This is a genomic window from Geomonas subterranea, assembly GCF_019063845.1.
GTDB classification, from domain to species: Bacteria; Desulfobacterota; Desulfuromonadia; order Geobacterales; family Geobacteraceae; genus Geomonas; species Geomonas subterranea.
This window is the reverse complement of sequence record NZ_CP077683.1, coordinates 4,655,962-4,678,459: the sequence shown is the minus strand read 5'-3', so window position 1 is coordinate 4,678,459 and position 22,498 is coordinate 4,655,962. Positions and strand designations below refer to the sequence as shown.

The following is a 22,498-nucleotide window of genomic DNA, read 5'->3' as shown; positions in this document are numbered from 1 at the left end:
ATACATTTTTTACCGTGCCGTCCGCACGGTTACGGATACCAGTCACCATCAATCCCACGCAAAGGAGAACAGAACCGATGGCAACTCCAGAGTTCAAGTACCAGGAAGCTTTCCCGCTCGGGCCGGACACCACCAAGTACCGCCTCATCCCGGACTCCCAGCAGTACGTTTCGGTCGCCAACTTCGAAGGACAGGAGGTGCTCAAGGTAGCCCCGGAGGCCCTCACCGTGGTGGCCAACACCGCCATGAAGGACCTCTCCTTCCTGCTCCGCCCGGAGCACAACGAGATGGTTGCCAAGATCCTGACCGATCCGGAAGCCTCCCAGAACGACAAGGGTGTTGCCCTCGCCTTCTTGAGAAACGCAGAGGTTGCCGCGAACTTCGAGCTCCCCATCTGCCAGGACACCGGCACCGCCATCGTCATGGGCAAGAAGGGGCAGCAGGTCTGGACCGGCGCAAACGACGAGGAGTATCTCTCCAAGGGGGTCTACCGGACCTACACCGAGGAGAACCTGCGCTACTCGCAGACCGTCGCCCTGGACATGTACAAGGAGACCAACACCGGGACCAACCTCCCGGCCCAGATCGACCTGTACGCCACCAAGGGTGCCGAGTACAAGTTCCTGTTCATGGCCAAGGGTGGCGGTTCCGCCAACAAGACCTACCTGTACCAGGAGACCAAGGCGCTCCTCAACCCGGACAGCCTGGTCAAGTTCCTGGTGGCCAAGATGAAGACCCTGGGTACCGCCGCCTGTCCGCCGTACCACCTGGCCTTCGCCATCGGAGGCACCAGCGCCGAGGCCTGCCTCAAAACCGTCAAGCTCGCCAGCGCGAAGTACCTCGACGCGCTCCCGACCAGCGGCAATGAGCACGGCCAGGCCTTCCGGGACCTCGCGCTCGAAGCTGAGCTCTTGAAGGCGGCCCAGGAGTCCGGCATCGGCGCCCAGTTCGGCGGCAAGTACTTCGCCCACGACGTGCGGATCATCCGCCTGCCGCGCCACGGCGCTTCCTGCCCGGTCGGCATGGGCGTTTCCTGCTCTGCGGACCGCAACATCAAGGCCAAGATCAACAAGGAAGGGATCTGGGTCGAGCAAATGGACGACAACCCGGGTCGCCTCATCCCCGAGCGTTTCCGCGGCAAGCACGAGCACGGTGTCAGGATCAACCTGAACCAGCCCATGAAGGACATCCTGGCCGAGCTGGCCAAGCACCCGGTCTCGACCCCGCTGCTCCTCTCCGGCACCATCGTGGTCGGCCGCGACATCGCGCACGCCAAGTTCAAGGAGATCCTCGACTCCGGCAAGCCGCTTCCCGAGTACCTGAAGAACCATCCGATCTACTACGCGGGCCCGGCCAAGACCCCGGCAGGAAAGCCGTCCGGCTCCTTCGGCCCCACCACCGCCGGACGCATGGACTCCTACGTTGACCTGCTCCAGGCCAACGGCGGCTCCATGGTCATGATCGCCAAGGGTAACCGCTCGCAGCAGGTAACCGACGCCTGCAAGAAGCACGGCGGCTTCTACCTCGGTTCCATCGGCGGCCCGGCCGCTATCCTGGCCGAGGAGAACATCAAGAAGGTCGAGTGCATCGACTTCCCCGAACTGGGGATGGAGGCAGTCTGGAAGATCGAAGTCGAGGACTTCCCGGCATTCATCCTGGTGGATGACAAGGGGAACGACTTCTTCAAACAGTTGGGGATTTAGTTGCAGATGTGAGAGGGGGCGAATGATTATTCGCCCCTACAGGATCAGCGGTGCATCAAAAAAGCCCCCGTTGCCGTCATGGCAGCGGGGGCTTTTGCTTTAGTGTGTCACATGGTGTCGGCCAGATCGGGTGGGAGATCTTTCCAGTCCCCAGTCCCCAGTCCCCAGCCCCTGCCCTTACATATAGACCATGACCCGGAAGTGGAGCCTCCCGTCCATGGTCGTGAAGGGGATGGTAACCCCTTTGCATTGCACGCTCATGCTCCCGTCCATGGTGGACTGCTCGGGAGGATCGGTCATCGGCCTCAGACGCCCGGAGAGGACCAGGGGGAGTCCCAGGGCCACGCTGCCGTACTGCTCATGGTACTTGGTCTTGAAGACCCCGGCGATGTTGTTGGCCACCTCACCGACCGCGTCGCTGATGGCCTCGTCATCCGCCTCGTCAAGCATCAGGAGGTCCTTGGCGATCTGCTCGGCCGGCCCCTTCTCGGTGGCGAAGATGATGTAACCGACCCGGTCTCCGGCGACGCCCACAATCCCCACCACGTCGCTGTGCAGCGGGTTGATCTTCTTCTCCACCTTCCCCGCATAGATGTCGGTATTCATGTAGCTCTTGAAGGTGTCCTGGGTGGCGGACATGATGGTGAACATGATCTCTTCGAACGTTATGCTGTTGCTCAAGGCAACCCCCTTTACATCGGTGGATGATTGACAGCTGACAGTTGACAATGAAAAGCGCGCCAGCACGAAGGCTACGTCAGTTACAGTATCGTCACTTGCGGCGGAAGCTTTAGTCACTTGTCCCGTGGGCGCACCACATTGTCAATCGTCAGTATCAATTGGGGTTCATATCCCGGTCAACTCCTCGATCTTGAGTTCCAGATCGTCGCCGTTTATCCGCACCACCTGACCGTTATTCTCCTCGGTGCGGATCACCCCCTCGTCGATCCATACCTGCAAACGCTCCATCTCGACACCGAATTTTTCGCAGGCCTCGGCGGGTGTGTACCAAGTCTTGGATGCCAGCATGATCGTTTCCTCCTTCGCTTCGGTCCCACCCGGAGCTGGGGCGTACCCTCTAATAGAGCGCAGCCACCTCGGTTTTAATTACAGATTCCACCGTTGGATGGTATCGCTTATGGTCTCCATGTCAAGCAGGGACGCGGTGTAGCACCGCAAAACCACTACCTTTTTAGGAAAGCGCGTTTTTCCCCTTTTCTTCGCGGCAGTTGTGCCGATAAGAATACGGTGGCTACTTAATGAGTAGCCGGGAGACGGCACATGGAAAACAACGAAGCACAACGTGAAACGGTCCTCTTCGTGGACGACGAGAAAAGCTACCTGGCCTACACCAGCGAGCTCTTCGAGAACAGGGGGCTCCATATTCTCACCGCTTCTTCGGCCATGGAGGCGCTGGAGATCGTTGAGCACCAGTCGGTCGCCGTGGTCGTTTCCGACAACGAAATGCCCGGAATGCGCGGCATCGAGCTCCTCTCCCGTATCAAGGAGGTCTCGCCCCACACGGTGAAGATCATGATGACCGGCAGTGCCGACCTTTCCACGACCCTGGCTGCCATCAACAGCGGCGAGGTATTCCGTTTCGTCCTGAAGCCATGGAAGAAAGCGGAGATGCTCCGCGCCGTGAAGGACGGCCTCCGCCGCTACCGCGTGCTGCAGGCGATCAAGCGGGAGGACGAGTTCATCCTGCACTCGCTGGCACAGACCATCGAGCTCAAGGACGCCTGCACCAAGGGGCATTGCGACCGCGTCGCCACACTGGCACTGAGGGTGGCGGCGAAGCTCGGGATCCCCGAGGATGTCCAGCAGGAGATCAGGTACGGGAGCTGGCTGCACGACTGCGGCAAGATCGGCGTTCCCGAGGCGATCCTCAACGCGGAACGCGCACTGACACCGGAGGAGTTCAAGATCGTCATGAAGCACCCGGAGTGGGGGTGCGAAGTGGTCAGAAAGGCGAACCTCTCCAAGACGGTCCAGAACATAGTGCTCTACCACCACGAGAGATTCGACGGCAAGGGGTATCCTCACGGGCTGGCAGGAAGCAAGATCCCCATTGAGGCGCAGATCGTCGCGACCGCGGACATCTGTGACGCACTCACCATGGACCGCCCCTACCGCAAGGGGTTCAACCGCGAAGAGGTCATGTGGACCATGAAGGGGATGAGCGGCTCGAACCTCGATCCCAAGTTGGTGCAGACCCTCTTCTTCCTGCTGGCGGAGGATGCACCGACAGAGATCTGAAATCGCGAAGCGTCCTTTGCTCGCGACAAAAATGGCTTGCGATAGTGCAGTTTCAATCAGGAAATTGCTGCGCTAGCACTATCTCCGACGAGATCCCCTCTTGTTTCCCGTCACAGGATCACGTGCCCCAAGGGGCCATCCAGCGCTCAGCGAATAGCCCCACCTCTTCAGGAAACAACTCGTCCTTTGGAAAACCCGTTCTTCCCAAGCCCAGACTCGTTCTACCCAAAACTAAACTCATTCAGCCCAAAACTAAACTCGTTCAGCTGAAAACCAAACTCGTTCTTCTCAAAACCAAACTCGTTCAGCCCAAAACAAGACTCGTTTTTCACAAAACAGATCGCGTTTAACTCAAAATCAAACTCGTTTTTCGTCGGTCCAACTGGCCAATTATATTAGCGATTTCGACCACACCACAAAAACAAGTCTGTTTTTTTGCAGAAATGGTCTGAAAAAACCCGTAATGGGGCTCAGAAATCGGTGTTAAACCGTAGGAGAGGTCCACACCTGGCATTGCACCCGGTCAATGCACCAACAAAAATAAAGGGGAAGCACGGCAGTGCTCCCCCTTCTCATTCCTGCTACAACTCGTCGCATTCGTTATTTCTTCTTGCGTACCTCGTCCAGCGCCTTTTCGAAACGCGCCTGGTCGAATCCCTTCAGTACTTTGGCGTCCTCCCCTATCACGATGACGGGAACACCTTGGCTTTTGTACTTTCCGGTGACCAGTTCCATGGCGGCACTGTCCAACTCGACATCCCTGTTGATGAAGGGGATGTTGTTCCTGGTGAAGTACTCCTTGGCAGCCCGGCAATGCGGACACCAGGACGTGGAGAAAAGAACGATCTTCGGATATTTGGTCTGGACGCTGTGGCTTCCGAGCGGGCTCTGCGGGAGCTGTTCGGCCCGTCCAGCGATTGGAGCTAAAAGGGATAAAGCCAGGATTGCGGTAAGCAGGATGCGCATGTTACTCCCCCTTTTGTTCGTTTTTACTGCCGGTTACTTTGAGCTGCCGCCGGACCATCTTGAAGCTCAACGTCTTGGGATTTCCCGGACGCCGCACCAGGATCAGCACCGGGGCCCCGGCACGCCCGCGCAACCGCCGCTCGACGATAAATTTGAAGTCACTCCCGGCGGTCGGCGTGCTGTCCACCTGGGTGATGATGTCGCCTGCCTTTATTCCGGCCAGATGCGCCGGCCCCCCTGCGACCAGCTGCCGCACCACGATGGTGCCGTCGGCCCGTGGCACGCCGTCGATCCCCACCCCGCCGAAAGCGGCGGCAGCATGACTGTAGGCCGGCAGCAGCAACAGGGCGAAGAGCAGTATGGCATGAATGATCCTGAACATGGCCAGTGAAGTTATACGAGAGCCCCCCCGGCTGTCAACTATGCTTTTGCCGAGCCCACCCCTCTATGCTATAAGTGATGCATTAAAATCCACCAGTGGAGTTGTTCACATGACTGCTAGGACCAAGGTGAAACAGGCTCTGGACGAAGGTAAAGCCGGCAGCACCATCCTCGTCAAGGGGTGGGCGCGCACGGTACGAAACAGCAAGGAAGTCACCTTCATCGCCCTCAACGACGGCTCGTGCCTCTCCGGAATCCAGGTGGTTGTCGAGCCGGATCTCCCGAATTTTGCCGAAGTGACCGCTATCGGCACCGGCAGCGCGCTTGCGGTGACCGGGCTGTTGCAGGAGTCGCCGGCCGCCGGGCAGGCCCTGGAGCTGAAGGCGCAGCAGATCGAGGTGGTCGGCGGGGCGGATCAGGAATACCCGATGCAGAAGAAGCGGCATACCTTCGAGTACCTGCGCACCATCGCGCATCTCAGGGTGCGCAGCAACACCTTCGGTGCGGTGTTCCGGGTGCGCTCGGCGCTGGCCCAGGAGGTGCACCGCTTCTTCGCCGAGCGCGGCTTTCTCTACGTGCACACCCCGATCATCACCTCCAACGACTGCGAGGGGGCCGGGGAGCTGTTCCGGGTAACCACGCTCGACCTCGCCCACCCTCCGCTGGTGAACGGCGCGGTCGATTTCTCCAGGGACTTCTTCGCCACCGCCACCGGGCTCACCGTGAGCGGGCAGTTGGAGGGGGAGCTCTTCGCCCAGGCCTTCTCCGACATCTATACCTTCGGGCCGACCTTCCGGGCCGAGAACTCGAACACCGCCCGCCATGCGGCCGAGTTCTGGATGATCGAACCGGAGATGGCCTTTGCCGACCTCGCCGACGACGCGGACCTGGCGGAGGCCTTCTTCAAGAGGTTGTGCCGCTTCGCGCTGGACCACTGCGACGACGACATGAAATTCTTCAATGCGCAGATCGACAAGGGACTGATCCAGAGGATCGAAGGAGTGGCGCAGGCATCGTTCGCACGCATGGAGTACGGCGAGGCGATCGAACGGCTCAAGAAGGCGCCGGTATCGTTCCAGTTCCCCGTTGAGTGGGGGCTCGACCTGCAATCCGAGCACGAGCGCTATCTGACCGAGCAGGTAGTGGGCGGCCCGGTCTTCATCCTCAACTATCCCAAAGAGATCAAGGCGTTCTACATGAGGCAGAACGACGACGGCAAGACCGTCGCAGCCATGGATCTCCTGGTCCCCAAGGTGGGGGAGATCATCGGCGGGAGTCAGCGCGAGGAGCGCCTGGAGCTTTTGGAACAGCGCATGCTGGAAACGGGGATCGCACCGGAGTCGCTCTCCTGGTACCTCGACACCAGGCGCTGGGGCTCGACGCCGCACGCCGGTTTCGGGCTCGGCTTCGAGAGGCTGATCATGTACCTCACCGGGATGGAGAACATCAGGGACGTCATCCCCTTCCCCAGGACGCCGAGGCACGCGGAATTCTGAAATTCGTGACCAGGCACGCGCTCCCTACCCCTCTCCCCCGGGAGAGGGCAGGGTAAATCCCCTCCCCCCCTTCGGGGACCCTCTCCGGAGGGAGAGGGAACGAGCGGAAGATCACCGGACATCCGGTTATCCAGCATCTCTGGCAAGAAGGAAGCTCTGAAAGCAGATATGAAGAGAGGCAAGGCCCGTGGCGCCTTGCCTCTCTTCGTTCTTAATCCTTATCCTGGTCTTATTCTTTTTGCGCCGTCTGGGGCCAGTAGCTCCCGCCGACGAGGACCGCCTTGATCTTGCCGATCTTCACCTTGGTCGAAACCATGACCGGGATCCTGAGCGCGTCGTCCGTCAGCCAGACTTTGACGTCACCGGTGCGGGCGAAGAAACCGTCGGCTTTCATCATCGGCTGCACCACGATGGTCTTGAACCGCCCCACTGGCGTCTCGACCTCCTCCCGCTTGAGCACCTTCACCTCGGTGTTCCACAGCTTCTTGCAATCGTAGATGTCCACGAACAGCGAACGTCCCGGCACGAGGTCCAGGGTCCGGACGTAGTAGACAACAGAAAGAGGATCGTAGGTGGTCGCGCTGATGTCGTCGACGCGCTGGGTCTTGTGCAGGAGATCCTTCGACTCGACCTTCAGCTTCTGCTGGTCGAACCTGGCCTCCTTGAGGCGCCGGTGACTCCCCTCGCTGATCTTGTTGCGGAAGTACCTGGGGAAACCGAAGCGGTCGCCGCTGCCGCGAACGACCACGGACTCGGCACGGTCTTCCACCCGGAAGAAAGTGTCCAGCCATGGCGTGGAGCGGGTAGTGGTGACGATGTGGAGTTCGTTCCCCTTGGTGCTGAGCTCCTGGGTCGTGGTCCCGGCCTTGATCCCGGTCCAGCTCACCTCGTAGACCAGCTTCTCGTTGGGGCTCATGGCGCGGGCCGGAAGGGCGGAAACGACGAGAACTGCGAAAAAGGACAATAAGGCTGAAATTTTCATGTCCACAGATTAGCCCCTGGCGATATTTTTTTTCAAGGGAAAAAGCTTAGGGATTACCTAATGTTAGATGTTTCAAACATGACAGGCACCGGAGCCGGGGGAGTGATGCGGGCGAGGGGGCAGGGGCGAACGATGGTTCGCCCCTGCAGGTGGACGGTTCCGAGGACTAGGCCCCGCTACTTTTGGTGATCATGATGACGCCGATGGCGACCAGCACGGTCCCTGCCCAGCGCAGCGGACTCACCACCTCGTGCAGGAAGTACTGGGACAGGAAGGCGACCAGTATGTAGTTCAGGGCCTGCATGGGCAGGGCGACGGAGAGGTCCTCCCAGGAGAGGACCGCAAGCCAGAGAAAAAAGAAAACCGCCAGCATCGCGGTGCCGAAGACGAGCTTCGGGGTGGTGAGTGCCTGCACGGCGACCCTCAGGATACCCCTGAGGTTCATGGTGGAGATGTCTCCCAGCTCCTTCATCCCGCTGGCCAGCAGCAGGTCGCCGATGGTACCCGCGGTCACCGCGGCCAGCATGACCACTACGGTCTTAAACATACGTCTTTTCCTCTCCCCGATAGTTTCTCAACGTGATGCCGGCCTGCTCCAATTTCTGCCGCACCCGCGGGCTCGTGAGCGCCGCGAGCTCCGCCTCGTGCTGGTAATCAGGCATCCGGCGCGTAAGCGTGGAGCAGGGATGACAGCCGGGATGGAAGTAGATCTCCGTGAGCCCCTCCCCCACCCCGTCCAGCGCCCGCACGAGGTACTCCTCGGTCATGTGGCCGGAATTCAGCAGCCCCTTCACCTCGCCTGCGTAGCGGATGCCGAGCCGCTGCAGTCGTGGCCGGCAACGCTCAGCGAGCCGGGCGAAGATGAAGGCGTCGGCGCACTTCCCCACCACCCTCGTGCGGTCCAGCGCCAGGTTCGCCCGCAGGTTTTCCCTGGTGAGCCGAAAGCTCTTGATGCCGTAGGCAGGCATCAGTTCGCACAGGATGTCGAACACCACCGGGTGCATGTGGATGTTTAGATGACCGTCGACGTGGGAAAGCTCGACACCCGCGTCGCGGCATCTCGCCAGTTGCGCGTCGATCTCCAGGCGGAGCTTTTTTCTCAGTCCCTTCAGGAAGAAATAGCGCATCCCCGCCAGCACCGCGTCGTCGGTGAACTCTCCCGCCGCGCCGGTAAGGGCGGGCAGTCCCTGCTGCGGCAGGACCGCGCTTCCCTGCACCAGGGTGAGGTGCAGCCCGACCTGCAGGGCGGGGTTCGCGCGCGCGAAGGCAGCCGCCTCCTCGAAGGCGTCTCCTCCCGCCATGAGCGACGTGCTGGTGAGCATCCCCTCCTGCCACGCCCTGATGATGCCGCGGTTCGCCCCGGCGCTCAGGCCGAAGTCGTCGGCGTTAAGTATTATCTCTTTCATGTGCCCTATCATCTCCTCCCCCAGGAGGGGGGAGGCCGGGAGGGGCGAACACGCAGCTCCCCCTCCCTAACCCTCCCCCTCCGGGGGAGGGGACCCTACCGGTGCGGGTTCATCCAGATATCGCTAGCAGGCGGCCTGCTTGCGCTTTCGCATGTAGCTCAGGTACTGGGCCCCTTCCTTCAGGAGCTTGCGGCGCACCTGGGAATTGACCAGCATGCTGAAGATGCTGCGCGCTATGTAGCGGGGACGGAAGTAGAACTTGTTGTAGAACAGCTCGACGGCGTCGAAGATCTCCTGGTTGGAAAGATCCGGGTAGTTGATGACGCACTTCTGGTGCCCGGTCTCGTCGAGGAAGCTGTCGGAGGCGATCCAGCCGTTCTCCTTGGCCATCTGGTAGAACTCGGTCCCCGGGTACGGGGAGGCCAGGGAGACCTGGATCGAGGTGAGGTCGAGGTCGATGGCGTAGGCGATGGTCTCTTTGATGGTCTCGCGGGTCTCGCCGGGCAGCCCCAGCACGAAGGCTCCGTGCACGGTGATGCCGAGCTTCTTGCAGTTCCTGGTGAACTCGATCGCCTGGGCCTTGGTGACCCCCTTCTTGATGTTCTTGAGGATCTGCTCGTTTCCCGATTCGTACCCGACTACCACGTGATGCATCCCGGCGTCGCGCAGCTCCTTCAGGGTTTCATAGTCGCAGTTGGCACGGGCGTTGATGACCCAGGAGACGTTCAAGGGCTTTATGGCCCTCGCGATGGCTATGGCGTGCTGCTTGTCCGCCGTGAAGGTATCGTCGTCGAAGGAGATGTCCTTCACATGGGGGAGGTTCTCCTTGATCCACTTCACCTCTTCATAGACGTTCTGCGGGCTTCTCTTCCTGAGGGTGCGCCCTGAGAAGGTCTGCGGCCACAGGCAGTAGATGCAGCGGGATGGGCAGCCGCGACTGGCGTAGATGGAGACGTAGGGGTGCCTGAAATGCGGGATCACGTACTCTTCGATGGGAAGATCGCGCTGGTAGACCTGGCTTGCGAAGGGAAGGACGTCGAGGTCCGCGATGGGGGCGCGGTCCTTGGTGTGGACCACCTTGCCATCTTTCAGGAAGCTGATACCGTCCACCTCGTCCCAGGGCTTTCCTTCGCACAACTCCTTGGTGGAGTAGTCGAACTCGCCGCGGCAGACGATGTCGACCGCGCCGGCGGCGAAACGGAGGCTTTCCTCCGGGAGGATGCTCACGTGCGGACCGGTAAGCACCGTCACCGTGCCCGGCTTCTGCGCCTTGACCCGGCGCGCGGTTTCCACGTCGATGGCGAGGGTCGGGGTGGAGGTGTACATCACCACCATGTCGTAATCTTTGGCTATCGCGAGGCAGGCATCGAGATCGAGGCGCTGCACCGGCGCGTCGACGACGCGCGCCCCCTCGATCATCCCCGCCGGATAGGTGAGCCAGCCGGGGAACCAGAAAGAGGTCACCTCGCGCGAGGCCTGGTAACGCGCACCGGCACCTCCGTCAAAATCCTCGAAGGTCGGCGGGTTCAAAAACAACGGCTTCATACACCCCTCCAGATTAATATCGGCACACCAAAAAAAGAAGCCCTGACTATAAGACGGCGGCCTCCTTTTGTCAAGGCGAACCGGGGCAAAGTCCGGGAAAGCGTTGCGGCGGCGGCTCCCCTCTGATAAAGTGGCCGATCGAAAGGGAGAAGCCCAATGGCCAACGAAAACAAAAGCCTGGGCATGGTGGCCGCCATGCCCCAGGAGATCGCGCCGGTTCTGGCGCGCATAAAGGGATACGCCCGGGGAAACATCGACGGGCGCAACCTGTACCGGTTCCCCGTGAACGGCAGCTGCGTCTACCTCATCGAGTCGGGGATGGGACCCGCGCAGGCGGCGGCTGCGACCAGGGCGCTGATCAGGCACGCGGAACCGGACGCCATCATCAACTTCGGCTTTGGCGGCGCGGTCCTTCCCGGTCTCGAGGTCGGCGAACTGGTGCTGGCGGAGCGCGTCTTCCGTCTGGACCAGGGCGCGCTCAGCGAGCTCCCCCTGCCCGACCCCGCCCTCGCCACCCTGCTCCAGGAGCACTGCGCCAAGGTAGGGCTGCAGCTGCGGCGCGGAGGCTACATCACCGCCAGCGGGATCAGGAACAAGGCGGAGATGGCGAGCCGGCTCGGTGGGAGCACAGCGCTCCCCCTGCTCGAGATGGAGACGGCGGCGGTGCTCGAACAGGCGCAGGGCGCGGGGATTCCTCTGGTTGCGATCCGGGGGGTAAGCGACGCGGCCGACGAGGAGCTCGGTTTTTCCATCGAGGAGTTCTGCGACGGCAACCTGAACCTGGTCCCCTGGCGGGTGGCGTGGACCATCTCGAAACGGCCCTGGTTGATTCCGCAACTGATCAGGCTGTCAGGGAATTGCCGGAGGGCGGGGAAGCGGCTGGCGCTGGCCGTCGAACTTGCGCTGCAGGCGCTGACGCGGCAGAGCCAGCCTTAGTCGAAGCTCTCGGAAAAACGGGCGGCGATCTCACCCTTCAGGTAGGCGTCCGCCTCCGCCGCGGTGGCGAAGCTCAGGGCCTTCAGGGCCACCGTGCGCGCCTCCTGCAGGGTGCAGCGACGCATGATCTTCTTGACCCGCGGGATGGAGACCGCGTTCATGGAGAGTTCGTCGTAACCAAGCCCCAAAAGGATGGGAAGGTACTCCGGGTCTCCCGCCATCTCGCCGCAGATGCTGGCCTCGATCCCCGCGGCGTGAGCCGCGTCGACGATGGTCTTCAGCGAGCGGAGCACCGCCGGGTGCAGCGGCTGGAACAGCGCGGAGAGGTGCTCGTTGGTGCGGTCGATGGCCAGCGTGTACTGGATGAGATCGTTGGTGCCGACGCTGAAGAAATCGACCTCCGCCGCCAGGAGATCCGCGATCACCACCGCCGAGGGTATCTCTATCATGATCCCCACCTGCACCTTCTCGTCGAAGGGGTGGGTGCCGCGCAGCTCCTCCTTCACCTCCTCCAGAATGGCCTTGGCGGCCCGGACCTCGGCCACCCCCGAAACCATCGGGAAGAAGAGCTTCACCTCCCCGAAGGCGCTCGCCCTCAGGATGGCCCGCAACTGCGCCTTGAAGACGGCGGGCTGGCGCAGCGAGAGGCGGATCGCACGCACCCCCAGCGCCGGGTTCATCTCGTCGGAGAGGTCGAGGTCGGTGAGGCACTTGTCCCCGCCGATGTCCAGCGTCCTGATGGTCACCGGCTGCGGCGCCATCCCCTTCACCAGCGCGGCATAGGCCTGGAACTGCTCTTCCTCGGTGGGAAGGGTGCCGCGGTTCATGAAAAGCATCTCGGTGCGGTACAGGCCGATCCCCTCGCCGCCGTGCTTGTGCACCGAGGCGACCTCCTCGATGAATTCCACGTTCCCCTTCAGGCGCATCCGGTGCCCGTCCAGGGTCTGGGCCGGCAGGTCGCGCAGCTTCAGGAGTTCCCGCTCCACGTACTCGTAGCGCTGCTTCTTCTGCAGGTACTCCTTGAACTCCTCCGCCCCGGGGTTGACTATGACCACCCCGGTCGAGCCGTCGATGATCAGGGTGTCCCCGTCGCGGACATCGGCGGTCACCCGCTCGAGCCCCACCACAGCGGGGATCTCGAAGGCCCGGGCCAGGATCGAGGTGTGGGAGGTCCTCCCCCCGAGGTCGGTGATGACCCCCATCACCCTGTTCTTGTCGATCTGCAGGATGTCGGCGGGGGAGAGGTCGTGGGCCACCACGATCACCTTCCCCTGGATGTTGTCGATGGGCTCCTGCTTCTGCCCCACCATGTGCCTGAGGACGCGCTCGACCACCGTCTCGACGTCCCCCCCGCGCTCGCGCAGGTACTCGTCATCCACCCCCTCGAAGAAGGCCTTGAAGCGCCCCAGGGTCCTTTTCAGGGCCCCTTCGGCGTTGATGCCGAGCCGCTCGATGTACTGCGTGGTCTCGCCGACCAGCATGGTGTCGTCAAGGAGCATCAGGTGGGCGTCGATGACGCAGAGGTGCTCGGGGCCGTGGGTGCTGGAGAGCTGCTCGCGCAGGGCGAAGAGCTCCCCCTTGGCGCGCTCGATCGCCCTGGTGAAGCGGTCCAGCTCCCCCGGGATCTCCTCGTTGGCGACCACCACCTCGGTGACGGCGACCCGGCGCCGGTCGGTGATGCGCACCTGCCCGATGGCGATCCCGGCGGAGGCGCCGATCCCGTTCAGCTCCCTCGACTCACTCTTCTCCGAATCCATTCCGGATCAGCTCCCCGATTGCGGCATAGGCCTCGACCTCGTCCGCACCCTCCACCTTCAGGGTGACGGTGCTCCCCTTGGCGGCCGCGAGCATCATGATCCCCATGATGCTCTTGCCGTTCACCTCGACGCCCTCCCGCTCGATCCTGATCTCCGAGGAGAAAGCGCTGGAGGTCTTCACCAGGAGCGCGGAGGCCCTGGCGTGCAGCCCCAACTTGTTCGGTATTACGAATTGTCCTTCGATCATATCGTGCACTCGCCTTCCCCGGCACGGGCCGGGGGAGGGCGAATCCTCCTTTGTCCTTACTTCTTCAGGAAATCCCCGGCCACCGTGATCCCCTCCTGGGCGCTCTCCTTGAGCTTCAGGGCGAGTTCCGCGACGCCGCAGCGGTTGCGCTCCTGGGTGAAGCGGATCAGCATGGGGAGGTTCACCCCGGTCAGCACCTCGACCTTCCCTTCCTGCAGGAAGGAGATGCTCATGTTGGAGGGAGTGCCGCCGAACATGTCCGTCATGATGATGGCTCCGTCGCCGGATACCCGGGCCACGGCGTCCTTTATGGCCGCCATGACGTCCGTCGCCGACGCGTCGGGGGCGATCCCCACCGCCTCGGCAAGTTCCAGCTTCCCTACTATCATCTCCGCCGCGGTCAGAAGCTCACTGGCCACGCCGGCATGTGCTACCAAAAGCAGTCCTATCATCCCAGCCCCTTCTCTATGTCCCTGTGGGAAATTTTTATGTTCACGTTCCGCTGCCGGAAGTAGTGGTACAGCTCTTCTGCGATGGCCACCGAGCGGTGCCTTCCGCCGGTGCAGCCGATGGAAACGGAGAGGTAGGATTTACCCTCCCTGCGGTATCCCGGCAGCAGGAATTCCAGCATGTCCCGGAACCGCTCCAGGAACACCTCGGTCTCCTTCTGCTTCAACACGTAGTCGCGCACCCCCGGCTCCAGGCCGGAATAGGGGCGCAGCTCGGCCACGAAGTACGGGTTGGGGAGAAAGCGCACGTCCATGACCAGGTCGCTCTCCAAAGGGAGGCCGTAGCGGAAGCCGAAGGACTGCAGGTTCACCTGCATCTCCAGGGCACCCTCCCCCCCCTTGACCAGTCCGATCACCACCTCCTTCAGGCGGTGCACGTTCATCTCGGAGGTGTCGATGATGGCGGTGGCGATGCGCCTAAGGCCCGCCAGCTGGTCGCGCTCGAAACGGATCCCCTCGGGGACGCTCGCACCCTCCAGCGCCGGGTGGCGGCGGCGGGTCTCGGAGAAGCGACGGATCAGGACCTCGTCGGTGGCGTCGAAGTAGAAGATCTTGACGCTGTGCCCGGCCGAGGCGATGGCTTGGAACACCTGGTCGTAGCCCTTGATGAAGTCGCGGCTCCGGATGTCCATCACCAGGGCCACGTCCTTGATGTCCTCGCGGGAGTGCTCCACCAGCTCGATGAAGGTGCTCACCAGCGAGACCGGGAGGTTGTCCAGGCAGAAGAACCCCTCGTCCTCCAGCGCCTTCACCGCCGTCGATTTTCCCGAGCCGGAGAGGCCGGTTATGATGACGATGCGCATGCTATTCCACCTCGTTGCCCAGGGGGCGGAACTCCAGGCGGGCCAGGAGCTTCTCGTGAAACTCGCGGGCGGAATGGTACCCCATCCCCTTCAGCAGGAAGTTCCTGGCGGCGACCTCGATGATCGAGGTGAGGTTGCGCCCCGGGCGGACCGGTATCTTCAGGTGCGGCAGGTCCACCCCCAGGATGGTCTTCACCGGCTCGTCGATCCCGAGCCGCTCGTACTCCTGGTTGGCGTCCCACTCCATGAGCTCCAGCACCATGTCGATGATCTTCTTTTCGCGGATCGAGGAGACCCCGTACAAGTCCTTGATGTTGATGATCCCCAGGCCGCGGATCTCCATGTGGTACTGGATGGTCTCCCCCGCCTGCCCCACCAGGGCCGCGGGCATCTTCTTCTTTATGTGGATCACGTCGTCGGCCACCAGCCGGTGCCCGCGGATCACGAGGTCGAGGGCGCACTCGCTCTTGCCGATGCCGCTCTTGCCCAAAAGGAGCACCCCCACCCCGAGGACGTCGACCAGCACGCCGTGGATGTGCGTGGAGGGGAGCAGGCTCTCTTCGAGGAACTTCGTGATGAGGCTTATGAAGGTGGAGGACTGGTGGTGGGTCACCAGAAGCGGGATGCCGGCCGCCTCGGCGGAACGCTTCAGGAACTCGGGGGGATCGAGCCCCTTGGTGACGATGAAGCACGCGATGGGGTAGCTGCAGAGTTTCTCGATGTGCCGGGAGCCGACCTCTTCGGGGATCTGGCTTAGGTAGGAGATCTCCGTGTTGCCCAGCACCTGGACCCGGTCCGGATGCAGGTGTTCCGTGTAGCCGGTGAGGGCCAGGCCGGGTTTCTGGATGCGGGAGCTGTAGAGCCGGTTACTGAGGCCCGCTTCGCCGCACAGAAGCTGCAGGTCGAGGCCGTACGCCTTGTCTTCCAACAGATCCTTGATGCTGAGGCTCATGCTTGTCAATGCTGGGACCTTTCCCCCGTGCACGCGAACAGCCCCAGAAGGGGCCGTTATCACGATGGGAGGCGCCACGGGGACGCCTCCCATCCGCCTTTACGGCCCGGAGCGCGCGCTCCGGGCCGTCTTTTACGGTTCAAAAGAACGCTACGGGTTCTCCGGGGAGATCAGGCCGTAGTTGCCGTCTTTCCTGCGGTACACCACGTTGATGGTCTCGGTGGAGGACTCGGTGTAGACCAGGAAGTCCTTGTGCAGAAGCTCCATCTGCATCACCGCCTCCTCGACGGACATCGGTTTCATGGTGAAGCTCTTGGTCTTGATGATGACCGGGGCCTGGGTCCCTTCCTCGATACCCTGGGCCTGGACGATCGCCTTCTGCACCTGGCGCTCGCGCGCGTCGGAGGCCGGCTTGTGGGCCTTGATGCGCTCCTTGAAGCGGCGCAGCTGGCGCTCGATCTTGTCGGATACCGCATCGATGGAGGCGTACATGTCGTTGGTCTCTTCCGCGGCCTTGATGGTGATCCCCTTGGCGTTGATGGTCACCTCAGCCATGTGGCGGATCTTCTCAACGGTCAAAAATACCTGGACGACAATCGGCTCGTCTATATATTTCTTAACCCGGTCCAGCTTCTCCTCCGCGTAGCTCTTCAGCGCTTCGCTCGGTTCCATGTGCCTGAAAGTCGTGGTTATCTGCATACGAAGTACCTCCCTTTATTGACAATACACGCGAAGAGCCCGCCTTGGCGGCGTTCGCGTTAGAAATGCTTCTTGCGCTCCGAGGACGAACCGATGCGGAGCATTTCGCGGTACTTGGTGACGGTGCGCCGGGCGATCACGATGTTGTGGCCGGAAAGGAGCTCCGCCAGGCGCTGGTCCGAGTAGGGGCGCTTGGGGTCCTCGTTGTCCACCAGCTCCTTGATCTTGCTCTTGACGCTCTCGGAGGCGATGAAATCCCCCTCGCCGGTGGAGATCCCTGAGTTGAAGAAGTACTTCAGCTCGAAGAGCCCCTGGGGGGTCTGCATGTACTTGTTGGTGGTGACGCGGCTGATGGTGGACTCGTGCATCCCGATGTCCTCGGCGATGTCGCGCAGAACCAGCGGGCGCAGGTGCTCGATGCCGCGGTCCAGGAAGTCCCGCTGGAACTTGACGATGCTCTTCGCTACCTTGAAGATGGTGCGCTGGCGCTGCTGGATGCTCTTTATGAGCCAGATGGCGGAGCGCATCTTCTCGCCGATGTAGTCCTCGGCCACCTTGTCGACCTGGCGGGTGCTCTTGGCTTCGGGGGCGTAGATCGGGTTGATCCGGAGGTTCGGCATCCCCTCGTCGTTGAGCATCACCACGTACTCGTCGCCCACCTTGTGGACGAAGATGTCGGCGGAGATGTACTGCACGTCGTCGCTGCCAAAGACCCGCCCCGGCTTGGGGTCGAGCTCGGCGATGATGCGGGTGGCCGCGAGGATGTCGTTGACGTCCACGCCGAGCACCTTGGCTGCCTGCTTGTACTTGTGGCTCTCCAGGTCCTTCAGGTGGTCGCGCAAAAGCGCCTCGACCAGGCTCCCGGACATCCCCAGGCTCGCCACCTGGATCAGCAGGCACTCGCGCAGGTCGCGTGCCCCCACCCCGACCGGGTCGAACTCCTGGATCCGCTTCAGGACCCCCTCGACCAGCGGCGTCAGCACGCTCTCAGCGAAGCCGTCGGCCGCTTCGGCCACCTGCTCCCCGGGCGCGCCCGCGGCGAGCCCCGCCCATTCCAGGGCCTCCTCGCTGAAGGGGCTCACCTGCACGCAGGCCGAGGCGACGTCCTCGAGGGTCGCGCGGAGATAGCCGTCCTCATCGATGTTGCCGATGATCTCGGCCCCGACCGCCATCTCGCGGTCGGTGAGACGGGTCAGGCTCAGCTGCCAGAGCAGGTGGTCGAACAGGGTGGATTTCTTGGTGAGGAGGTTTTCAAATGAGGGGCGGTCCTCGTCGTCGTAGTACTGCTCGCCGGAGCTGTAGTTGTAGCCGTCGATGTAGGAGTCCCAGTCCGCCTCGCGGGTCTCTTCGCCGGCGCGGACCTCCTGGAAGTCGCTGGTGGAACTTTCGGGCTCCGCTTCCTTCTCGCGCAACTCGAGCTGTTCGGGCTCGCGGATCTCCTCCTGTTCGATCACCTCGTCCAGGATGGGGTTCTCTTCCAGCTCCTGGCGCACTACGTCCTGCAACTCCAGCCGGGAGAGCTGAAGCAGCTTGATGGCCTGCTGCAACTGGGGGGTCATCACCAGTTGCTGACTCATTTTCATCTGCTGGCGCATCTCAATTGCCATAAGTCCTCACAAACCCTTGAAAACCGTTCTGCGTTCTACGTTCTATGTTCTACGCTGAAAAACGGAAACCTGTTGAAAAACCGTGTAATTGACGAGGGCGCGTGCTGTGTGAGAATTGAATTTCCCGATGTTCATGGAGTACCTGTTCTCTTTGTTCTCATTATAGCGCGGGCAACAAACTTTGGCGACTCGATTTCGCATTTTAACGTAGAACGTGGATCCTGGAACATAGAACGTCTTTTTTCTTTACAGCCTGAATTTGTCTCCCAGATAGATTTCACGCGCCTTTTTGCTCTGTGAAATCTGCACGGGATCGCCCACTTCGAGCACCTCGCCGGCGTTCATGATGTAGGCCTTGTCGCATACACCCAGGGTCTCGCGGACGTTGTGGTCCGAGATCAGCACCCCGAGTCCCTTCCCCTTCAGCGCCGTGATGATGTTCTGGATATCGATCACGGCAATGGGGTCGATGCCGGCGAACGGCTCGTCCAGCAGTATGAAGCTCGGATCGGTGGCCAGCGCCCGGGCGATCTCGACGCGGCGTCTCTCCCCGCCGGAAAGCGCGTAGCCGCGGCTCCCGGCGATGTGTTCGATGCGGAACTCCGCCAGCAGTTCCTCGACCCGCTCTCTGCGCCGCACCGGTTCGAGTTCCATGGTCTCCAGCACGGCGAGGAGGTTGTCCCGCACGGTGAGGCGCCGGAACACCGACGGCTCCTGGGGGAGATAGCTGATGCCGCGGCGGGCCCTTTGGTACATGGGAAGCCCGGTGATCGGGTCCCCGTCCAGGAAGACCTCGCCCTGGTCCGGGCGGGTGAGCCCCACCACCATGTAGAAGGTGGTGGTCTTGCCTGCGCCGTTGGGACCAAGCAGCCCGATCACCTCTCCCGAGGAGATCTCCAGGTCCACTCCCTTCACCACCATGCGCTTGTTGAACCCCTTCTGAAGCCCCTTGGTGTAGAGGGTGCTACGGTTTGGCACCGGCATTCTTTCCTCCCGGATGGATGACCGCTTCCACCCGTTCCTTGGGGCCGCTGGTAACCACGCTCTTCTGCTCGTTGACGTAGTAGGTGATGATCCTGCCGGTCACCACGTCCTCGCCCGATACCACCTTGGGGTTGCCGTCCAGGATGATGCGCGCCAGCTTGGGATCGTACACCCCGTGGGCTCCGGTCGCCTGGCGCTCCTCCTGGACGATGCGCACGTTGCCGAACGCCTCGACCTGCGACACCTCGTTGTTGGGGCCGCTGTACGAGACCACCAGGCGGTCCGTGTACAGGGTCATGTCACCCTGGCGGGCAACCACCTTCCCCTCGAAGATCGCGGTCTTCTTGTCGTTATCGGTATTGAGGGTGTCCGACTTTATCTTTAATGGCTCTTTGTTGGCGCCGCCCTGCGCGGCGTTGCCCGCCGTCGCCAAAGCGAGCAGCAGAGCGAGACAGGAGACGATACGGCGCATCACTCCCCCCCCTGCCGGTACACGGCGCTTACGTCCTTCAGCAACTTGAACTTCCGAGTCTGCGTGTAGTACTCCATACCTGTCCCTTCCAGTTCACTTCCGATGTCCGTCATCCTGACCCGCTCGGAGCTTTTCAGCAGCGAACGCGCCGCGACGTAATCGACGCGGGGGGCGAAGAACTGGTACCCCTTGCTGCTCTTCCCCCGCACGTCGCCGGTCAGAACGACGTCCCTGGTGCCGTTGTGGTATTCGGCGCGCTGCGCCGTGATCTGCAGATCGCCAACCCCGCCCGCGCCATGCACCAGCATGATGACGCCTGAGAGGTAGGAGATGTCGGCCTGCTTGTTATAGTCGGCCCGTTCCGCCGTCAACTCCCAACGCTTGATCCCCTGTTTGGTTTCCGTGTAATGGAACTTTTGCAGGGAAACATCCACCTGGAGGGGAAGCTTGCGCACCGACAGTTTCGGGGCCACTTCCTGCTGCATGCGGAAGAGTATGGTGGCAACCACCAACAGGGAGGCGACAACTGCCAGAACGCCGAGGAATCGCTTGAAATTATTGAAGTTATGCATGATTTCGCTGGAAGTATAGCATCTAAAAAATTCACTGTAAAGCGCATTTTGGTGCGCTTCGAAATTTTTGGCACAAAGATTGAAGAAGACAAAAAACAACATTTGGGCAAGGAATTCATGAGAATTCGGCAGCTTAATGCGTCGCCGGTCCCGGCTCGAAAAACGGGACCGGCGGCGTCCGGGCCTGTCGGGAAAGGATACGGAATCAGCAGCGGTTGGCGAGGTACCAGGCGTAGGTGTCTCTGAGCCCCTGGTCGAGTTCGATTTTGTGCCGCCACCCCAGCTCGTGGATGCGGCTCACGTCGCTGAGCTTTCTGGGGGTGCCGTCGGGCTTGGAAGTGTCGAAGCGGATCTCCCCGGAAAAGCCGACCACCGCCGCGATGGTCTGCGCCAGGTCGGCGATGGAGAGTTCCTGGCCGCTCCCCACGTTGACCGGGTCCCACCCCTCGTAATGCCGCATCAGGAAAAGGGAGGCGCCGGCCACGTCGTCCACGTGCACGAACTCGCGGTACGGGGTCCCCGTTCCCCAGATGGTGACGCTTTCAGCGCCCGCGCCCTTCGCCTCGTGGAACCTGCGGATCAGGGCGGGAAGGACGTGTGAGGTGGTGAGGTCGAAGTTGTCGTTGGGGCCGTAGAGGTTGGTGGGCATGGCGCAGATGAAGCGGGTCCCGTACTGGCGGTTGTAGGACTGGCACATCTTGATGCCGGCGATCTTGGCGATGGCGTAGGGCTCGTTGGTCGGCTCGAGGGGCCCGGTGAGCAGGGCCTCCTCCTTGATCGGCTGCGGCGCGAGCTTCGGATAGATGCAGGTGGAGCCCAGGAGCAGCAGCTTCTTCACCCCGGCGAGGTAGCTCGAGTGCAGCACGTTGTTCTGGATCATCAGGTTGTCGTAGATGAACTCGGCGGGAAAGCTGTCATTGGCGACGATGCCCCCCACCTTGGCCGCCGCCAGGAACACGTACTCCGGACGCTCGGCCTCGAAGAAGGCCCGCGTCGCGGCCTGGTCCCGCAAGTCGAGCTCCGAGCTCTTGCGCAGCACGAGGTTGCCGTATCCCTCGCGCTCCAGCTCCCGCACCAGGGCGGAACCGACCAGGCCGCGGTGTCCGGCCACGAAGATCCTGGCGTTATTTTCCATCGGCTCTCAACTCCCTTTCGGCGATGGCGAGGTCGGAATCGGTCATCATTTTGACCAGTTGCGGGAAGGTCGTCTTTGGCTCCCACCCCAGTTCGCGCCTGGCCTTGGTGGCGTCCCCCAGCAGCAGATCGACCTCCGCGGGGCGGAAGTAGCGCGGGTCGATCTCGATCAGGGTCTTGCCGCTTTTGACGTCGACCCCCTGCTCCCGCTCCCCCTCCCCCTTCCAGGCGAGCTGCATGCCGAGGCTCGCGAAGACCTGCTCGGCGAACTCCCTGACGCTGTGGGTCTCGCCCGTCGCCACCACGTAATCGTCGGCGTGGTCAGCCTGGAGCATGCGCCACATCGCCTCGACGTAGTCGCCCGCGAACCCCCAGTCCCTCTTCGCCTCCAGGTTACCCAGGTAGAGACGGTCCTGCAGCCCCAGCTTGATGCGCGCTGCGGCGCGGGTGATCTTCCTGGTCACGAAGGTCTCGCCGCGGCGCGGGGACTCGTGGTTGAAGAGGATGCCGTTGCAGGCGAACATGTTGTAGCTTTCCCGGTAGTTCACCGTGATGTAGAAGGCATAGGCCTTGGCGCAGGCGTACGGGGAGCGGGGGTAGAAGGGGGTGGTCTCCTTCTGCGGCGTCTCCAGCACCTTGCCGTAAAGCTCGGAAGAGGAGGCCTGGTAGAAGCGGGTCGTGATTCCCGCCTCCTGGATCCCCTCCAGGATGCGCACCGTCCCCAGGGCGTCCACCTCCCCGGTGTACTCCGGGACGTCGAAGGAGACCCGGACGTGGCTCTGGGCGCCCAGGTTGTAGATCTCGTCGGGATGGATCTCCCGCAGCAGGCGGTTAACCGAGCTGGCGTCGTTGAGGTCGCCGTAATGGAGGAACAGCCGCGTGTCCGCCTCGTGCGGGTCGCGGTAGATGTGATCGATCCGGCCGGTGTTGAAGGAGGAGGAGCGGCGGATCATGCCGTGCACCTCGTACCCCTTGGAAAGCAGGAGTTCAGCGAGGTAGGATCCATCCTGCCCGGTGATGCCGGTGATAAATGCCTTCTTCATGAGGCCTCCATAAAATTTGATCCAACAATGAATAACATGCAGCGG

General features: G+C 62.0%; 24 protein-coding genes. 4 read left to right on the top strand and 20 right to left on the bottom strand.

The window, feature by feature from the left end; translation table 11 throughout:
- Positions 1-77 precede the first annotated feature (77 nt).
- Positions 78-1,703 carry a fumarate hydratase gene (locus tag KP001_RS20405; RefSeq protein ID WP_217287346.1) on the top strand — a complete coding sequence of 542 codons (1,626 nt, stop codon included), beginning with the start codon at positions 78-80 and terminating at the stop codon, positions 1,701-1,703.
- A gap of 177 nt (positions 1,704-1,880) precedes the next feature.
- On the opposite strand, the gene KP001_RS20400 is transcribed toward KP001_RS20405, so the two are convergent.
- Complete coding sequence (locus KP001_RS20400; protein WP_224963277.1) at positions 1,881-2,384, bottom strand: chemotaxis protein CheX; 504 nt, start codon at positions 2,382-2,384, stop codon at positions 1,881-1,883.
- 165 nt (positions 2,385-2,549) lie between these two features.
- Positions 2,550-2,732 (bottom strand): helix-turn-helix domain-containing protein, encoded by a 183-nt coding sequence (locus KP001_RS20395; protein WP_217287345.1) that lies wholly within the window; start codon positions 2,730-2,732, stop codon positions 2,550-2,552.
- Between the two features lie 252 nt (positions 2,733-2,984).
- Here KP001_RS20395 and KP001_RS20390 point away from each other — a divergent pair, with 252 nt between their 5' ends.
- Positions 2,985-3,962 carry an HD domain-containing phosphohydrolase gene (locus KP001_RS20390; RefSeq protein ID WP_217287344.1) on the top strand — a complete coding sequence of 326 codons (978 nt, stop codon included), beginning with the start codon at positions 2,985-2,987 and terminating at the stop codon, positions 3,960-3,962.
- Positions 3,963-4,562: 600 nt separating this feature from the next.
- Here KP001_RS20390 and KP001_RS20385 read toward each other — a convergent pair.
- Together KP001_RS20385 and KP001_RS20380 are read right to left on the bottom strand one after the other, a co-directional pair.
- Positions 4,563-4,928, bottom strand: a complete 366-nt coding sequence (locus tag KP001_RS20385; protein ID WP_217287343.1) for a glutaredoxin domain-containing protein — start codon at positions 4,926-4,928, stop codon at positions 4,563-4,565.
- Between the two features lies 1 nt (position 4,929).
- Positions 4,930-5,310, bottom strand: coding sequence for a S41 family peptidase (locus KP001_RS20380; RefSeq protein WP_217287342.1), 381 nt, complete (start codon positions 5,308-5,310; stop codon positions 4,930-4,932).
- Positions 5,311-5,419: 109 nt separating this feature from the next.
- Between KP001_RS20380 and asnS the strand changes: the two genes are divergently transcribed.
- Positions 5,420-6,805, top strand: a complete 1,386-nt coding sequence (asnS, locus tag KP001_RS20375; RefSeq protein ID WP_217287341.1) for an asparagine--tRNA ligase — start codon at positions 5,420-5,422, stop codon at positions 6,803-6,805.
- 229 nt (positions 6,806-7,034) lie between these two features.
- On the opposite strand, the gene KP001_RS20370 is transcribed toward asnS, so the two are convergent.
- The 4 genes from KP001_RS20370 to hpnJ form a co-directional block, all read right to left on the bottom strand.
- Positions 7,035-7,787: a DUF3108 domain-containing protein gene (locus KP001_RS20370; RefSeq protein WP_217287340.1), complete on the bottom strand. Its 753-nt coding sequence runs from the start codon at positions 7,785-7,787 to the stop codon at positions 7,035-7,037.
- Positions 7,788-7,953: 166 nt separating this feature from the next.
- Complete coding sequence (locus KP001_RS20365) at positions 7,954-8,334, bottom strand: EamA family transporter (protein ID WP_216799417.1); 381 nt, start codon at positions 8,332-8,334, stop codon at positions 7,954-7,956.
- Positions 8,327-9,193, bottom strand: coding sequence for a hopanoid biosynthesis-associated protein HpnK (gene hpnK / locus KP001_RS20360; protein WP_217287339.1), 867 nt, complete (start codon positions 9,191-9,193; stop codon positions 8,327-8,329). The genes KP001_RS20365 and hpnK overlap by 8 nt, the downstream gene beginning before the upstream one ends.
- Before the next feature lie 123 nt (positions 9,194-9,316).
- Positions 9,317-10,738 (bottom strand): hopanoid biosynthesis associated radical SAM protein HpnJ, encoded by a 1,422-nt coding sequence (gene hpnJ / locus KP001_RS20355; RefSeq protein ID WP_217287338.1) that lies wholly within the window; start codon positions 10,736-10,738, stop codon positions 9,317-9,319.
- Between the two features lie 156 nt (positions 10,739-10,894).
- Here hpnJ and KP001_RS20350 point away from each other — a divergent pair, with 156 nt between their 5' ends.
- The gene (locus KP001_RS20350; protein WP_217287337.1) at positions 10,895-11,674 is read left to right on the top strand and encodes a phosphorylase family protein; all 780 of its coding nucleotides are present in this window, start codon (positions 10,895-10,897) and stop codon (positions 11,672-11,674) included.
- On the opposite strand, the gene ptsP is transcribed toward KP001_RS20350, so the two are convergent.
- The 12 genes from ptsP to gmd all read right to left on the bottom strand — a co-directional run bounded on the left by ptsP (position 11,671) and on the right by gmd (position 22,453).
- Positions 11,671-13,431, bottom strand: a complete 1,761-nt coding sequence (gene ptsP / locus KP001_RS20345) for a phosphoenolpyruvate--protein phosphotransferase (RefSeq protein ID WP_217287336.1) — start codon at positions 13,429-13,431, stop codon at positions 11,671-11,673. The two genes, KP001_RS20350 and ptsP, sit on opposite strands and share 4 nt — an antisense overlap.
- On the bottom strand, positions 13,412-13,678 hold the full coding sequence (locus tag KP001_RS20340) for an HPr family phosphocarrier protein (RefSeq protein ID WP_217287335.1): 267 nt from the start codon (positions 13,676-13,678) through the stop codon (positions 13,412-13,414). Before KP001_RS20340 ends, ptsP begins: the two co-directional genes overlap by 20 nt.
- 56 nt (positions 13,679-13,734) lie before the next feature.
- Entirely contained in the window at positions 13,735-14,130 is a 396-nt protein-coding gene (locus KP001_RS20335) for a PTS sugar transporter subunit IIA (protein ID WP_217287334.1), read from the bottom strand.
- Positions 14,127-14,990 carry an RNase adapter RapZ gene (gene rapZ, locus KP001_RS20330; RefSeq protein ID WP_217287333.1) on the bottom strand — a complete coding sequence of 288 codons (864 nt, stop codon included), beginning with the start codon at positions 14,988-14,990 and terminating at the stop codon, positions 14,127-14,129. Before rapZ ends, KP001_RS20335 begins: the two co-directional genes overlap by 4 nt.
- 1 nt (position 14,991) lies before the next feature.
- Positions 14,992-15,942 carry an HPr(Ser) kinase/phosphatase gene (gene hprK, locus KP001_RS20325; RefSeq protein WP_217287332.1) on the bottom strand — a complete coding sequence of 317 codons (951 nt, stop codon included), beginning with the start codon at positions 15,940-15,942 and terminating at the stop codon, positions 14,992-14,994.
- Positions 15,943-16,092: 150 nt separating this feature from the next.
- Positions 16,093-16,641: a ribosome hibernation-promoting factor, HPF/YfiA family gene (gene hpf / locus KP001_RS20320; protein WP_183349769.1), complete on the bottom strand. Its 549-nt coding sequence runs from the start codon at positions 16,639-16,641 to the stop codon at positions 16,093-16,095.
- Between the two features lie 59 nt (positions 16,642-16,700).
- Entirely contained in the window at positions 16,701-18,248 is a 1,548-nt protein-coding gene (gene rpoN / locus KP001_RS20315) for an RNA polymerase factor sigma-54 (protein ID WP_217287331.1), read from the bottom strand.
- Between the two features lie 246 nt (positions 18,249-18,494).
- On the bottom strand, positions 18,495-19,232 hold the full coding sequence (gene lptB, locus KP001_RS20310; protein ID WP_217287330.1) for an LPS export ABC transporter ATP-binding protein: 738 nt from the start codon (positions 19,230-19,232) through the stop codon (positions 18,495-18,497).
- Complete coding sequence (gene lptA / locus KP001_RS20305; RefSeq protein ID WP_217287329.1) at positions 19,213-19,704, bottom strand: lipopolysaccharide transport periplasmic protein LptA; 492 nt, start codon at positions 19,702-19,704, stop codon at positions 19,213-19,215. Before lptA ends, lptB begins: the two co-directional genes overlap by 20 nt.
- Positions 19,704-20,276: an LPS export ABC transporter periplasmic protein LptC gene (gene lptC, locus KP001_RS20300; RefSeq protein ID WP_217287328.1), complete on the bottom strand. Its 573-nt coding sequence runs from the start codon at positions 20,274-20,276 to the stop codon at positions 19,704-19,706. The genes lptA and lptC overlap by 1 nt, the downstream gene beginning before the upstream one ends.
- A gap of 205 nt (positions 20,277-20,481) precedes the next feature.
- Positions 20,482-21,411: a GDP-L-fucose synthase gene (gene fcl, locus KP001_RS20295; RefSeq protein ID WP_217287327.1), complete on the bottom strand. Its 930-nt coding sequence runs from the start codon at positions 21,409-21,411 to the stop codon at positions 20,482-20,484.
- On the bottom strand, positions 21,401-22,453 hold the full coding sequence (gmd, locus tag KP001_RS20290) for a GDP-mannose 4,6-dehydratase (RefSeq protein ID WP_217287326.1): 1,053 nt from the start codon (positions 22,451-22,453) through the stop codon (positions 21,401-21,403). Before gmd ends, fcl begins: the two co-directional genes overlap by 11 nt.
- Between the last annotated feature and the right edge of the window lie 45 nt (positions 22,454-22,498).